The following is a 14,913-nucleotide window of genomic DNA, read 5'->3' on the forward strand; positions in this document are numbered from 1 at the left end:
CCCCACGTCCCCGAGAAAGACGGCGAGACGCGATGACCACGACCGCGCCACCCGCGCCCCGCACCACCCGTGCGGCCCCCGCGCGCACCGGGCGCGTGACGAACCGCCGGAGTGAACGTTTCGCGTGCGGAATGCTGATGGGCCCGTTCTTCGTGCTGTTCGTGGCGGTGTTCCTGATCCCCGTCGCGACCGTCGTCTGGCTGAGCTTCTTCAGCGACGACCAGCCAGGCCTCGGCTTCGGGCCGGAGAGCTCGGTTTTCGTCGGCCTGCGCAGCTATCTCGCCGTCCTGAGCGATCCGACCTTCCTCGGCGGGCTCGGCACGGTCGTCCTGTACTGCCTCAGCTACCTCCCGCTGATGGTGGTCGGCGCGCTGGTTTTGGCGCTCCTGCTCGATTCCGGGGTCGTGCGGTTGCGGGCCTGGGCGCAGCTCGTGCTGTTCCTGCCGCACGCGGTGCCGGGGATCATCGCGGCGATCATCTGGCTGTACCTGTACACCCCCGGCCTGAGCCCGGTCGTCGAACTGCTCGGCAAGGCCGACGTCACCGTCGACTTCCTCGGGGTGCACGCCGTCCTGCCATCGATCGTGAACATCGCGCTGTGGAGCAACCTCGGCTACAACATGGTGATCTTCTACGCCGCGTTGCAGGCCGTGCCCCGTCAAGTCCTCGAGGCCGCGGTCATCGACGGTGCCGGGCCGGTCCGGACCGCGCTGCGGATCAAGACCCCGCTGGTCCGCCCGTCGATCGTCATGGTGGCGATGTTCACCCTGATCTGGGCGCTGCAGTTGTTCACCGAGCCCATGCTGCTGAGTCAGTCCACGCCGATGATCAGCTCACGGTTCTCGCCGAGCATGTACATCTACGACGCGGCCTTCACCCGCAACAACTACGGGCTGGCCGCGGCCGCGTCGGTGATCCTGCTGATTTGCACGATCGCCCTGTCCTACGGCGTCACCCGCTGGTCGAACCGCGGCGGCAACCGAGAAGAGGCGATCCGATGACCGACGTCCCCGCCGCGCTGCGGCCGCGGCTGCTGGGCCGCACCACCGTCAACGTCGTGGTCGCCGTCGCGGTGCTCTACACCTTGTTGCCCGTGCTGTGGCTGGTGCTCGCCGCTTCGAAGGACCGTGACGCCCTGTTCGGTAGCGAAGTCCTTTCGCTGACCGAATTCTCGTTCGGGCAGAACCTGCGCGATCTGTTCGGAATGGACGGTGGGATCTACGGGCGCTGGTACGCCAACAGCCTGTTGTACGCCGTCGTGGGCGCCGCGATCAGCGCGGTGGTGAGCGTCGGCTGCGGTTACGCCTTCGACAAGTACCGCTTCCGTCACAAGGAAAAGCTGTTCGGTCTGCTGCTGGCCGCGGTGATGGTGCCCCAGACGGTGCTCGCGTTGCCGCTGTACCTCATCGCGTCGGGGACCGGACTGGTCAACACGTTCTGGTCGGTGTTCATCCCGGTGCTGTTCAATCCCTTCGGTGTCTACTTGGGACGGATCTTCAGTCAGGGCTACGTGCCCAACGAGGTGCTGGAGGCCGCGCGCATGGACGGCGCGAGCGAGCTGACGACGTACGTCCGGGTCTCGCTGCGGATGATGGGACCGGGCCTGGTCACGATCTTCCTTTTCCAGCTCACCGCGATCTGGAACAACTTCTTCCTGCCTATGGTGATGCTGTCCGACCAGAAGCTGTATCCGGTCAGCCTCGGGCTGTACACCTGGAACAGTTCGGCCACCGTCTCGCCGGAGTACTACCCGGTCGTGATCATGGGGTCGCTGCTCGCCGTCCTGCCACTGATCATCGCCTTCGTGCTGCTGCAACGGTTCTGGCGGTCGGGGCTCACCGCGGGAGCCGTCAAATGAGTCACCGTCCCAAGACCGCGCTCGCCATGTCGCCGGAGGCCGCCGCGGCGGTGCTCGATCCCGGAGTGCTCGCCGCCCTTCGCGAGGTCTGCGATCTCGCTCCCGGCCCGATCCTCGACGACTTCACCACCGAACGCGCTCGGGCTGTCCTTCGCGAGGTCGAGGTCCTGGTCACCGGCTGGGGCTGCCCGCCGCTGGACGCGGCCGTGCTCGACGTCGCGCCCCGGCTGCGGGCGGTCGTCCACGCCGCCGGGACCGTGCGCGGTCACGTAACCGAGGCGTGCTGGGACCGCGGCATCGAGGTGTCTTCAGCGGCGGCGGCGAACGCCTTGCCGGTCGCGGAGTACACCGTCGCGATGATCCTGCTGACCGGAAAACGCGTGCTGGAACGCGCCCGCGAGTTCCGCGCCACACGGAGTGGCGACGACTGGCTGGTCTCCCCGCGGGACGTCGGCAACTTCGGCCGCACGGTGGGCCTCCTGTCGGCGTCGATGATCGGCCGCCGGGTGGTCGAGCTCCTGCGCCCTTACGATCTTCGCGTGCTGCTCCATGATCCTTACCTCGCCGCGGAGGACGCCGCGGCACTCGGTGTCGAGGCGGTCGGGATCGGTGAGCTGTTCGCGCGCAGCGACGTCGTCAGCGTCCACACTCCGCTACTGCCCGAGACACACGGCCTGGTCAGCGGTGCGTTGATCGACTCGATGCCACCCGGCGCGGTGCTCATCAACACCGCCCGCGGTGCGGTGGTCGATCAGGACGCGCTTGCCGAGGCCGCGGCGGGTGGTCGTGTCCGCGCGGTGCTCGACGTCACCGATCCGGAGGTTCTCCCGGCCGGACATCCGCTGTGGGACTGCGACGACGTGCTGATCACCCCGCATCTCGCCGGGTCGCAGGGCAACGAGCTGCGACGGCTCGCGGACAGCGCTGTCGCCGAGGTCGGCCGGTGGGCCGCCGGGGTCGGTTTCGCCCATCCGGTCCGACGCGAAAGGCTGGCGTTCCTCGCATGAGTTCTCTTGGATTACCGGCGGACGACCGGGACCTGAGTCCGTACACCGGCTACACCCGGGAACACTGGGAGGCCGCCGCCGACGGATTGCTCGACGCCGCCTGGCAATGGGCCACTCCGAACGGAGCCCTGCTCGATCTTCCCGGCCGCCCGTCCGCCAACGGTGTCCGCTCGGACGGCCTGGAGGGGTATGCCCGTACGTTCCTCGCCGCCGGGTTCCGGGTCGCGGGTGCCGGCGGCAAGGATCCGCACGGGTGGCTCGATCGGTACGCCGAGGGCATCGCCGCGGGTACCCGCACCCCGGGCCGCGACGACTCGGAGTCCTGGCCGCTGATCTCCGATTACCACGTCCAGGGCCAGCCGATGGTGGAGTCGGCGTCGGTCGCACTCGGTCTGCGGCTGACCCGGCGGTGGCTTTGGGACCAGCTGGACGGCGACGTCCAGGACCGGGCGGAGGAGTGGCTGCGCGGCGCGTTGCGGCACGTGCCCGCGCCCAACAACTGGTACCTCTTTCCCTTCACCGTGGCCGGTTTCCTGGAATCGGTGGGTCGTGGTGACGCGGAAACGTCCCGGGCGCGGGAACGGGCGCTGGAACTGCTGGAGACGTGGTATCGCGGCCAGGGCTGGTACGCCGACGGTGACGGTCGCGCGTTCGACCACTACAACGGCTGGGCGTTGCACCTCTATCCCTTGCTGGACTCCCATCTGGCGGGATCACCGTCCACTCCGTACAGCGCTCGGATGCGGGAACACCTGGAAAGTTTCGCACTGCTCTTCGGTGCGGACGGCGCCCCGATCCACTTCGGACGGTCGCTGACGTACCGGTTCGCCGCGGCCTCGGCGGTGGCACTGGGCGCGGTGACCGGCCACACCCCGCTGACGCCGGGCGCTTCACGGCGGCTGCTGAGCGGGTCGTTGCGCTATTTCCTCGACCGCGGTGCCACCGGGTCCGACGGGTTGCTCAGCTTGGGCTGGCACGGTCCGCACGAGGAGACCCTGCAGTTCTATTCCGGTCCTGGTTCGCCTTACTGGGCCTCGAAAGCGTTCGTCTGCCTGCTCGCGCCGCCGGAACATCCACTGTGGACCGCGCGAGAGGAGCCGATGCCGAGCGAAGGCCCGGACCGCGTACTCGCGCTGCCCGCCCCGGGCCTGCTGGTGCAGACCACCCAGGCCGACGGGATCGTCCGCCTGCACAACCACGGCAGCGACCACGTGCGCCCGCACGAGGCCGAGTCGGCCGCGGACGCCGACCCGCACTACGGCCGCTGGGCGTACTCGACCCGCACCGGACCGACATCGGAAACCAATCCGGCGGACAACCATTTCGGGGTGGTGGTCGCGGGGGAGCGCAGTGTCCGCCGCCGGATCCGCCCGCTGGGCGCCGGTCACGGTGACGGCTGGGGCTGGGCCGCGTCCTGGCATCGCCCGGCGTTCGCGAGCGGGCCGCCGATGGTACCGGGGCTGCGGGTGGAGAGCGTCACCGTGGCGCGAGGCCGTTACGAACTGCGCGTGCACCGCGTGGTGGGCGCGCCCGACGGCGCCCGTGTCGAGCAGACCGGCTGGGCTGTCGGCCCCGACGAACCTTTGGTGTCGGCTCTCCATCCCTTGCACGGCTGGACGGACGCCGACGAGCTACGCGCTCCGCAAGGCACCGCTTTCGTTCCCTGGGCGCGCATTCCCCGACTCACCGCCGAGGCCACCGGTCTCTTCGCGGCTCTGGCCGCACTTACCGAGGAACCGGTTTCCTTGGCCACCGTGATCATTCAGGTGACAGTGACCGCGGACTCTCTCGAGTTCCGGTGGGCCGACGATTCGCTCACCCGCGTCACTTTCACCCCGCTCGCCGTCGAGCATCAGACTTCGTGAAGGGTTTCCTCATGAGACTGTCGACACCGTGAAGGCGCCTGGGTGGAGCAGTGGAAACAGTCCGTCGCGAGTGGACCCGGGACGGCTGTGCGCCGATCTGGGTCGCCGCCTTCGCCGATTCCCGTTGAAACGCTAAGAAAGGAGCTCCACAATGAAGTGGACCATCCGTCTCGCGGCCGTCCTGTTGTTGCTGCTGGTGACGGCCGTACCCGCGGCCGCGACCAGCCCGCTGGACCTGACCAGCGGTTTCTACGTCAACCCCAACTCCTCGCCCGCGGTCTGGGCCAGGAACAACCCCGGCGACGCCAGAGCCGCGCGCGTCCAGTCGGGCATCGGTTCGAAGCCGATCGCCCGCTGGTTCGGGAACGAAAGCGACATCGGCGGCTCTGTCGCGGCCTACACCGGCGCCGCGGACGGCAACGACAAACTCCCGGTGCTCGCCGCCTACAACCTCCCCGGCCGGGACGCCTGCGGGGGACATTCGGGCGGCGGCGCGGGCAGTGTCGGCGCCTACCGGACGTGGATCTCGAGTTTCGCCGCGGGTATCGGCACCAAGCCCGCCGTGGTCGTCATCGAACCGGACGCGCTGGGCGACTTCAACTGCATGAGCGACACGGCGATCCAGGACCGGCTGGGCATGCTCACCTACGCCACCCAGATGTTCCAGCAGAAGGCGCCCAACACCTTCGCCTACCTCGACGGCGGAAACGCCGGCTGGGTTGCGCCGGCGACCATGGCGAGCCGGCTGAATTCCGCTGGTGTGCGGAATGTCCGCGGGTTCTCGGTCAACGTGTCGAACTACTACACGACCAGCGCGTCGGTGAGCTACGCCGGTTCGGTGAACGCCTCACTGGGCTACGCGGCCAAGTTCGTGGTGGACACCAGCCGCAACGGCAAGGGGTCGAGCGGCGAGTGGTGCAACCCGGCCGGGCGCAAACTCGGCGTGCCCGCGCAGGTCGGCGGTGGTGCGGAAATGTTGTTGTGGGTCAAGACGCCCGGTAATTCGGACGGGCTGTGCGGGATCGCCCCCACTGTCCCGGCCGGGCAGTTCAGTCCCAACATCGCCGTCCGCCTGATCGACGGAACCTGAGGAGACTCGATGACCTGGCAGTTCGCGGTCAGCACGCTGGGCATGCCCGGGGTGCCGGTGCCGGAAGCCATCAAGACCGCTGCCGGACACGGTTGCGACGGCTTGGAAATCCGGGCCCACCCGGATGAGGAAGTCCACATCGGACTGTCCGAACGCGACACTGTGCGCGTGCGGGCGCAGATCGCCGATGCGGGCTTGCAGATCGCTTGCGTGGCCGGGTACGCGAAGGTCTGCGCGCCCGGCCCGGACGAGCCGGTGATCGCCGAACTGCGGGCACTCATCGATCTGGCCCACCGCCTCGGCGCGCCGTCGATCCGGGTGTTTCCTGGTGGTGACGGCACGACGCCCGATGTCGTCGCGCGCGAACGCATCGGCGCCGTGCTGGACGCGCTCCGCGACAGCGGGGTGCGCCTGCTCGTCGAGACCCACGACTCCCATCCGACGGGTGAAGCCGCGGTGCGTCTCGTCGAGCCGTTCGCCGAACCGGGACTGGTCGCCGTGCTGTGGGACGCGCTGCACCCGTGGCGGCACGGCGAAGACCCCGCGCGGACGCGGAAGGTGCTCGGCGACTACCTGGGCTACTTCCAGCTCAAAGACGTCGCGAGCCCCCAAGACCTGACCCCGCTCGCGCCGGGGGAGGGCTCCGTCCCCCTCGCCGAATGCCACGAGCTGCTCACCCCGTGGTCCGGCTGGGTCTCGCTGGAATGGGAAAAAGCCTGGTACCCCACCATCGGCTCGGTCGACACCCCGCTACGCGCCGCCGCCACCTGGCTCACCCAACCCCGCTGACGCAACTGCCATCTGTCGACAGATGGCGATCTCTCAGTTCCTAAGAGATCACGAGATGTCGACATCTCGTGGAGGTGCTCAGCGCTATGAACGGTCCCTTCCTCTCGAAAAACGGGAGGAAGGGACCGTTCATAGCGCTGGAGGGGGGTCAGCGGCGGTAGATGGTCAGCTCCGACATGTTGGTGTAGCTCGTCGCGGCGAAGTTCAGCGACTGCGCCGGAATCGCCGAGCCGCCGGACGCGCCGTCGTGCTCCCAGTTGGCGTGGTGGAACGCCGGTTCGCCGATGGTCTGGAAGAACTGCTGGAAGTTGAGGTCACCGTCCCCGAGCGGGACCATGTTGTACCCGTCCGACACCGCCGGGTTCTTGTCACCGTCCTTGGCGTGGAACAGCGGGAACCGGGTGGTCCGCGGCGCCACGGTCAGGATCGGGTCGAACAGCGAGGTCTTCTCGTTGCCGAACCGGTCGGTGTAGGTCTGGTGCTTGTAGCGCGCCACGTACGCCCAGAAGATGTCCATCTCGAAGAACACGTAGCGCGGGTCGGCCTTGTCGAAGAAGTACTCCAGGCGGCGCGTCCCGGTCGAGCGGGTGGGCTTGCCGTTGGCGTCCAGCGGGCCGGCGTCGAGCAGGAAGTCGTAGGCGCTGTCGTGGTTGTGGGTGTACAGCCGCAGGCCACGTGCCTTCGCGCGGCGGCCCAGCTCGTTCCAGGTGTCGGCGGCGGCGTCCCAGTCGGCGCGGTAGGCGCTGTTCGACGGATCGCCACCGGTGCCGATGTTCTTCATGCCCAGCTCCTGGGCGATGTCCATCTCGTGCTCGAAGGACGCCGGGTCGATCTGGGTGTGCGTGCCGTTGGCGATCAGCCCGTTGTCGTCGAGGATCTTGCGGATCTCCTTGGGCGTGATCTGGCGGCCCAGGATCTCGGTGCTCTGCGTGTACCCGGCGAACTCGATCTCCTTGTAGCCGATCTCGGCCAGCCGGGCGAGCACGCGCTCGAAACCGTAGGGGACGCCGCTGGTGTCCGGGGCCGCGGTGGTGCGGTCACGGACGCTGTACAGGATGATCCCGCGGTTGCCTGCCGGGACCAGCGGTTCGGCGCGCAGGCCGTGGCCGTGGCCGTCTTCGCTCGCCAACGCCGGCGTGGCGGTGGCCAGTACCGGCAATCCGGCCGCGCCGAGTACGGCGGCGGCCCCGGCCGAGGCCGCGAACACGTCACGCCGGGAGAAGCGAGCCGGGGATGACTCTCCGGAATCGCGGCGGCCGCGTCTGGGCTGGTTGTCTTCCATGCGGGTTCGCGCCTTTCTGAACGCGGCTTCGCGCCGCGGATGGCCAGGACAGAAGGGGACAGAGGTGTTAGGTGCTCGTGACGGACACATGAACACTTTCGCAGAACCGCACCGGGCCCGGACCTAATTTGTCCGCTCCTGACAAAACCTGACCGACCGCGTGGATGGACATTTCCAAACTTACTTTCCCGCTGCTCCGAGTGCCGTCACCGCGGAGGCGAACATCGTCGCCTTGATCGCGCCGATGGTGCCGCGATCCTTGCCCGCCAACGAACTGACCCGCTCACCGGCACACTTGACGAGCTCGGTTTCGCCGGCGGTTTCGTCGACCAGGCCGATTTCGAGGGCCGCGGTCCCGCCGAAGCGCCGCCCGGTGGTCATCGACGCGATGGCGGCGGCCGGGGTGATCTTGCTCTGGATGAGCGCGGCCATCCCCGGGGTGAACGGGATGTTGAGATCGGCCTCGGGGAAGCAGAAGTAGCCGCGGTCGGCCCGCATCACGCGGTAGTCGTGGGCCATGGCCAGCATGGCTCCGGCGCCGAACGCGTGGCCGTTGAGCGCGGCGACGGTCGGCACGCCGAAGGTGAGGATGCGGCGGAGCAACCCGTGCACTTCGCCGACGTACTGCTCGGCCTGGTCGCCGTGGCTCATCAGCCATTCGAGATCGAGACCGTTCGAGTAGAACTTCCCGGTGCCCGTGGTGACCAGCGCGGCCGGGTTCGGGTCGGCTTCGACGGTGTCGAGCATGGAGTGGACGGTTTTGAGCCACTCCGACGAGAACCGGTTCTCGTCGTCGCCGAGATCCAGTACGTACAAGGGTTCCTGATGCTGCAAGGTGGGCACGGTCAGTCCTTTGTGGTCGGTTTCGGCCGGTGGATTCGGGGCGGTGGGGGAATGGTGAGCACGGCGCGGACGGCGGCGGCGAGCCGTTCCCGGCTGTCGGTGCTGATGGGTGACACGCCCTCGGTCGACGGGGCGCTGACGGCTCGTTTGAACAGCGCTGTCGGCAGGTCGACCACGCAGGTGGTGAGCACTTCCACGGCCGCCTCATCCCGCCTGTCCCACATCAGGCGGGTCAGCCGGACCAGTTGGGCCACCAGCTGCTTGTCGAGGGTGATCAACGTGTCGGCGAGCTCTGTCGGCAAGTGGGGGCCGAGGAGCCTGTCCTTGTTGACCGTGAGCATCATCTTCGCCGCGGCCGGACGCCGTTCGGCGAACACCGCCGGCGCGTCGGCCGCCGCGACTACCGCGTCGACAGCCGCGTCGGGATCGTTTTCGCGGCCGTCGAGCGCCTGGTCGATCAAGGCTGTCTGGAGGACCAGGAAGTCGCTCGCCATCCTCAGCCACACCCGCCCGAGCAGCGCGCCGATCGAGTCGAAGGCGTGGTAGATCGTGCCGTTGGGCACGTTCGCCGCCGCGGCCAGTGTCCGCACGGTGACGCCTTCGGTGCCTGCTTGCGCGACAAGCCGCTCCGCGGTGTCGAGCAGACGGTCCAGGTCGTGGACGCGGGGGCGAGGCATACTCCAAGGTAACAGAACAGCTGCTCCAAAACCATCGCGCCGAAGTGAGCCGCTGCCTCGGCTACTTGCTCGCGGCGTCGTCTACGGCCCGGTCTGGGTGGGTGGGGTCGTGAGTGGCAACAAGTGTTCTAACGCTCGTAGCCACTCACGAGCCACCCACCCAGCCGAGCCCTGGACGCCAGGCCTGCCCATACCTCCGACCTATGACCACCTCGCTGGCGTAGGCCGGTAAATAGATCTGGTTAATCCTTCACCGCAGTGCTCGATTTCTACCAGATTGTCCGTTGTCCACCAGTCAAGATCTAACAGAACCAAACTCTTCTTCTGTTATTGGTACCACTCGATGCATACTCATCCGCGATAGAACTGATCTATCCGGTACGAGGAGAGGCCCATGGCGGCAGATACGCCCAGCGCGGAGCCCGGCGACGGCGAGCGCTATCGCCCCGGTTACGAGCTGGTCGCCGAGCAGTTGCTGGCCTACATGGCAGAGCACGACCTGCGGCCCGGCGACCGGCTCCCCACCGAAAAGGGCCTTGCCGAACTCCTCGGCGCGACCCGCAATGTGACCAGGGAAGCGGTCAAGGTCCTCGCCGCCATCGGCAGGCTGAGCGTCCGCAAGGGCGCGGGGATCTTCGTCGCCGCTTCGGGTGGCCCGGCGGGTCCCGCCGACGAGCAACTCGTCCATTTCCAGCCCACCGACATGAACCACGTCGTGATGCTGCTGGACTACCGCGGCCTGATCGAGGCGGAAACCGCCCGGCGCGCCGCGACCTTCGCCACGCCGATCCAGGTGCGTTCGCTCCGCGAGCACGCCGAGCGGTCCGCCATCGCCGCCGGCGAGGCCGACATCCCCGGATTCGCCGACGCGGACGCCCTTTTCCACGACGCCGTCGGCGCCGCCGCGCAGAACCTGTTCCTCCAGGTCAGTGTGGCGAACATCCGCCGGTTCGCCGCGCAGTCCGACGTCCTGCTGTTCCACGGCGACGTCCCCGGCTCGCTCGAAGTCGCCGGGGCACAACACCTCGGCATCGCCGCGGCCATCGCGGCCGGCGATCCGGAAACCGCCGCGACGCTCATGGTCGAGCACGTCGACACGACCCGCCATCAGTTCGAACGCAAGATCCGCGACCGGTTGTTCACGCACCCCAGCAAAGAAACCGTGCTCGCCCCGAACCCCCTCCGGCAGGCACAAGCCTGACCCGGTCCCTTTTGGTCCACCCTCGATTGGGATTTCAATGCCGAAATCACCCACGTTTCTTCGTGGTGCCCGAAAAACGTTCACCGTGGCCGCCGGGCTCACGCTCGCCGTCACCGCGCTGGTGCCCGCCGGCACCGCGTCCGCGAAGCAATCCTCCGTCAGCGTCTACGTCTCGCCGACCGGCCAGGACGCCAACGCGGGCACGAAAGCCGCGCCGTTCAAAACGCTCGCCCGCGCCAGGGACTACGTCCGGACGATCTCGCAGCAGGCAACGGGCGACATCGACGTCGTGCTGGCGGACGGTACCTACTCGATCACCGATACCTTCACCCTGACCGGCGCCGATTCGGGCGTCAACGGGCACTGGATCACCTACCGCGCCGCCCCCGGCGCCCAGCCGGTGATCAGCGGAGGCAGTCAGGTCACCGGCTGGTCGGTGTCGGATCCGGCGCGCGGCATCTACAAGGCCCATGTCGGCGCCATCGACACCCGCCAGTTGTACGTCAATGGCGAGCTGGAAACCCGCGCTCGCACCGGTGACAATCCTCCCGGCTTTTCGAAGACCGCGACCGGGTACTCCATCACCGACACCAGCCTGCGGAACGTGAAGAACCAGTCCGCGATCGAGGTCGACAGCCGGTGGGGCTGGATGCAGTTCCGCTGCCCGGTCCAGGCCATCACCGCGAACGCGATGACCATGCAGCAGCAGTGCTGGCACAACGCGAACCTGCACGAGGGTCAGGAGATCCAGACCCCGAGCTGGCTGGAAAACGCCTACGAGTTCCTGGACACCCCGGGCGAGTGGTACCTCGACAAGTCCGCCGGTGACCTCTACTACCAGCCCAAGCCCGGCCAGAACCTCGCCACCGCGACGGTCACCGTGCCGCGCGTGCAGAACCTGGTCGACGTCAACGGGGATGTCGGCCACCCGGTGAGCAACGTCGGCTTCGGCGGGATCACCTTCTGAACGTCAATCAGGGCCGCGGGATCTCCTTCACCGGCAACACTTTCACCCACCTCGGCGCGGTCGGGCTGAACCTCGACACCGGTACGCAGGGCACCACGATCTCGGGCAACGTGTTCAAGCAGTTCGCCGCCACCGGTATCCAGGTCGGCGGGACCGACGTCGTCGACGCGCACCCGGCCGACGCGCGGTCGATCACCAAGGACAACTCGGTCACCAACAACGTCGTGACGAACGTGGCCGACCAGTACGGCGGCTCGCTCGGCATCTTCGCGGGCTACACCGAGCACACCGTCATCAGCCACAACAAGGTCTACGACCTGCCCTACAGCGGTATTTCGCTCGGCTGGGGCTGGGGCATGCTCGACCAGGGCGGCGACACGAGCGTCCCCGGCAACAACGGCGTGCCGGTCTGGAACGTGCCGACGATCGCCAAGAACAACGTCGTCACCGACAACCGCGTCTACGACATCATGAAGAAGCAGGCCGACGGCGGCGCCGTCTACACGCTGAGCGCCAACCCGGGCAGCGTGGTGTCGGGCAACTACATCTCGGGCGTCCCGACCCCGGCCTACGGCGCGATCTACCACGACGAGGCCAGCCGGTACTTCCGCACGACCGGCAACGCCTTCTGTGACGTGGCCTACCAGTGGCTCCTGATGAACCGCGGGATGGACGTCGACGCGCAGAACAACTTCACCACCCAGCCGAAGTACACGACCCAGGGCAACACACTCAACACCACGGTCGCGAACAACACCACCGTCGACGGCTGCGAGCAGCTGCCCGCGTCCATTGTGGACAACGCCGGTCTCGAACCCGCCTACCGCCACTTGGATCCCGACCAGTCCTCCACCGACCGCACCGCGCCTTCGGTGCCGGGCAAGGCTTCCGCGGTGACGGCGTTCCCGACCGTCGCCGAGCTGAGCTGGCCCGCGTCGCAGGACGACACCGGCGTCACCGGTTACTCGATCTTCCGTGACGGCAAGCTGGTCAGCGCGTCGAAGAACCCGCAGGTGCGGATCGCGGGGCTGACCACGGGCCAGAAGTACTCCTTCACCGTGACCGCCCGGGACGCGGCGGGCAACGAATCGCGGGCTGGTAAGGCACTCGCCGTGACGATGCCCGCGGGGACCGATCTGGCGCTGAAGAAGCCGGTCACCGTGTCGTCGTTCTCCACACCGAACGTGCCGGAACTCGCCGTCGACGGTGACCTTTCGACTCGGTGGGCGCAGGGCATCGGCCTGCCCGACCCGTCCTGGATCCAGGTCGACCTCGGCGCGCAGTACAACATCAGCGGCATCATCACCACCTTCGAGAAGCAGAACGGGTACAAGTACCGGCTCGAGGTCTCGGCCGACCGGAACCGCTGGGTGAGCGTCGACGATCACAGGTCCAAGGACACCGACGCTGCCGCGAACTATTCGTCGCTGGCACAACCGGTCGCCGGGCGCTATGTCCGGCTGACCGTCACCGGCTCGAACTTCAGCGGTGGCAGTGTTTATGAGCTCCAGGTCTACGGTTCCGCGCTGCCCACCGGCCCGGACACCCAGGCACCAGTCCTCCCAGGAAGCCCGTCGGCGAACGTCCTGCTGCCGGGCACGCTCGACCTGAGCTGGCCCGCTGCCACGGACAGCGGCGGTATCGCGGGGTACACGGTCACGCAGGACGGGAAGGAGATCGCGCTGACCGCCCAACGGATACTGCGCGTCTCCGGCTTGACTCCCGCCACGGCGTACACCTTCGCCGTCACCGCGACAGATCCCGCCGGAAACGCGTCGGCGCCGATCTCGCTCACGCTGACCACCCCGGCCGACAACGATCTCGCGCTCAAGAAGCCCGTGACGGTGTCGTCCTATTCGGAGCCGAACCTCCCGTCGCTGGCCGTGGACGGCGATCTCGGCACCCGCTGGGCGCAGGGACTGGGCCTGCCCGATCCCTCGTGGATCCAGGTCGACCTCGGCTCGGTCACCTCGGTGAAGTCCATTGTCACCACTTTCGAGCTGACCAGCGGCTACAGGTACCGGCTCGAGTCCTCTGTGGACGGTACTTCGTGGTCGGCCTTCGATGACCACACCGCGGTGGCCACCACGGACCGGGTCAACTCCGCGTTTTCCCCGGCGCCCGTTCAGGTGCGCTATGTCCGGCTGACCGTCACCGGCTCGAACTTCAACGGCGGCAGCATCTACGAAATCCAGATCTACGGCGGTTTCTGAGTGAAGATCACCCATGTCGAAGTCCATCGGATCCACGTCCCGGCGGCGGATCCCCCGTTCCGCTGGCGGCACGGGCTGGGCGGCAGCGCCCCGGCCGGTGACGGCGCGGTCCTGCGCATCGGTACCGACGACGGTGCCGAAGGCGTCGCGCTGTTCGCCCGTCCCGGCGCGGCGGTGATGCTCGAGGACATCGTCGAGCGCGTGTTCCGCGAGGAACTGATCGGGCAGGACCCGTTCCAGCGCGAATGGTTGTGGCACCGGGTGTGGGAGCTCGACCGGATCCAGGAGCTCCCGCTGCCCACCCTCGGCCTGATCGACATCGCGCTGTGGGACCTGGCAGGCCGCGTGAGCAACCAGCCGGTGTGGCAGGTGCTCGGCGGGTTCCGCACGGAGATCCCGGCCTACGCCTCGACGTCGACCTTCGCCACCACCGAGGAGTTCCTCGACGTCGCCGACCAGTGCCTGGAACTCGGCTACCACGGCATCAAACTGCATGCCTGGGGCGACGCCGCCCGGGACGCGGCGCTGTGTGTGGCACTGCGTGAGCACGTCGGCCCGGACGTGCCGCTGATGTACGACGGCTCGGCCGGGTTCGACCTGCCGGACGCCATCCGGCTGGGCCGTGCGCTCGGCGAGGCGGACTACCTCTGGTACGAGGAGCCGATGCGCGAGTTCAGCATCAGCGCGTACCAGCTGCTCGCCGATTCGGTGCGGATTCCGTTGCTGGTGGCCGAAACCTCCGACGGCGTGCACATGAACTCCGCCGACTTCATCAAGGCGGGCGCGGCGACCTTCGGGGTCCGCGCGGGCACGACGCTGCGCGGCGGGATCACCGGCGCGATGCGGACGGCCCACCTGGCGGACGCGTACCGGCTGCGCGCGGAGGTGCACGGCTCGGACATCCCGAACCACCACCTCTGCATGGCGATCTCGAACACCACGTACTACGAATCGCTCGTGACCTCCCGCACGGTGGTGCGGGAGCGGCACGTCGACGCCGCGGGGATGGTGCACGCCCCGCGGGGACCGGGCATCGCCCTGCCCGCCGACCTCGACTACGGCCCCGAGCTTCGGCAGTTCGCCGAACAGGTCGCCTGAACCCCCTTGACTTGTAGACCCCG

The 14,913-nt window shown here is 68.0% G+C and carries 13 protein-coding genes; 10 read left to right on the forward strand and 3 right to left on the reverse strand.

Annotated features, from left to right (window positions below; all coding sequences use genetic code 11):
- Positions 1–32 precede the first annotated feature (32 nt).
- From VGP60_RS08825 to VGP60_RS08850, 6 genes are all read left to right on the forward strand, one after another.
- On the forward strand, positions 33–1,001 hold the full coding sequence (locus VGP60_RS08825; RefSeq protein WP_327547407.1) for a sugar ABC transporter permease: 969 nt from the start codon (positions 33–35) through the stop codon (positions 999–1,001).
- Positions 998–1,858, forward strand: coding sequence for a carbohydrate ABC transporter permease (locus VGP60_RS08830; protein WP_327547408.1), 861 nt, complete (start codon positions 998–1,000; stop codon positions 1,856–1,858). Before VGP60_RS08825 ends, VGP60_RS08830 begins: the two co-directional genes overlap by 4 nt.
- Entirely contained in the window at positions 1,855–2,865 is a 1,011-nt protein-coding gene (locus tag VGP60_RS08835) for a hydroxyacid dehydrogenase (RefSeq protein ID WP_327547409.1), read from the forward strand. The genes VGP60_RS08830 and VGP60_RS08835 overlap by 4 nt, the downstream gene beginning before the upstream one ends.
- Positions 2,862–4,730, forward strand: a complete 1,869-nt coding sequence (locus tag VGP60_RS08840; protein ID WP_327547410.1) for a DUF2264 domain-containing protein — start codon at positions 2,862–2,864, stop codon at positions 4,728–4,730. The genes VGP60_RS08835 and VGP60_RS08840 overlap by 4 nt, the downstream gene beginning before the upstream one ends.
- Before the next feature lie 151 nt (positions 4,731–4,881).
- The gene (locus tag VGP60_RS08845) at positions 4,882–5,820 is read left to right on the forward strand and encodes a glycoside hydrolase family 6 protein (RefSeq protein ID WP_327547411.1); all 939 of its coding nucleotides are present in this window, start codon (positions 4,882–4,884) and stop codon (positions 5,818–5,820) included.
- Positions 5,821–5,829: 9 nt separating this feature from the next.
- On the forward strand, positions 5,830–6,609 hold the full coding sequence (locus tag VGP60_RS08850; RefSeq protein ID WP_327547412.1) for a sugar phosphate isomerase/epimerase family protein: 780 nt from the start codon (positions 5,830–5,832) through the stop codon (positions 6,607–6,609).
- A 148-nt stretch (positions 6,610–6,757) separates the two neighbouring features.
- Here the strand turns inward: VGP60_RS08850 and VGP60_RS08855 are convergent, their stop codons facing one another.
- From VGP60_RS08855 to VGP60_RS08865, 3 genes are all read right to left on the reverse strand, one after another.
- On the reverse strand, positions 6,758–7,891 hold the full coding sequence (locus VGP60_RS08855) for a sugar phosphate isomerase/epimerase (protein ID WP_327547413.1): 1,134 nt from the start codon (positions 7,889–7,891) through the stop codon (positions 6,758–6,760).
- Positions 7,892–8,071: 180 nt separating this feature from the next.
- The gene (locus tag VGP60_RS08860) at positions 8,072–8,734 is read right to left on the reverse strand and encodes an enoyl-CoA hydratase/isomerase family protein (RefSeq protein WP_327547414.1); all 663 of its coding nucleotides are present in this window, start codon (positions 8,732–8,734) and stop codon (positions 8,072–8,074) included.
- Between the two features lie 2 nt (positions 8,735–8,736).
- Positions 8,737–9,411, reverse strand: a complete 675-nt coding sequence (locus tag VGP60_RS08865; protein WP_327547415.1) for a helix-turn-helix domain-containing protein — start codon at positions 9,409–9,411, stop codon at positions 8,737–8,739.
- A 394-nt stretch (positions 9,412–9,805) separates the two neighbouring features.
- On the opposite strand from VGP60_RS08865, the gene VGP60_RS08870 reads away from it, so the two are divergent.
- From VGP60_RS08870 to VGP60_RS08885, 4 genes are read left to right on the forward strand one after another with little or no spacing between them, the layout of a single operon-like run.
- Complete coding sequence (locus VGP60_RS08870) at positions 9,806–10,612, forward strand: FadR/GntR family transcriptional regulator (RefSeq protein ID WP_327547416.1); 807 nt, start codon at positions 9,806–9,808, stop codon at positions 10,610–10,612.
- Positions 10,613–10,649: 37 nt separating this feature from the next.
- Positions 10,650–11,579: a hypothetical protein gene (locus VGP60_RS08875; protein WP_327547417.1), complete on the forward strand. Its 930-nt coding sequence runs from the start codon at positions 10,650–10,652 to the stop codon at positions 11,577–11,579.
- A gap of 20 nt (positions 11,580–11,599) precedes the next feature.
- Positions 11,600–13,792 carry a discoidin domain-containing protein gene (locus tag VGP60_RS08880; RefSeq protein WP_414640313.1) on the forward strand — a complete coding sequence of 731 codons (2,193 nt, stop codon included), beginning with the start codon at positions 11,600–11,602 and terminating at the stop codon, positions 13,790–13,792.
- Positions 13,793–14,890, forward strand: coding sequence for an enolase C-terminal domain-like protein (locus VGP60_RS08885; protein WP_327547418.1), 1,098 nt, complete (start codon positions 13,793–13,795; stop codon positions 14,888–14,890).
- Positions 14,891–14,913 lie beyond the last annotated feature (23 nt).

The organism is Amycolatopsis sp. (assembly GCF_036008905.1).
GTDB lineage: Bacteria > Actinomycetota > Actinomycetes > Mycobacteriales > Pseudonocardiaceae > Amycolatopsis.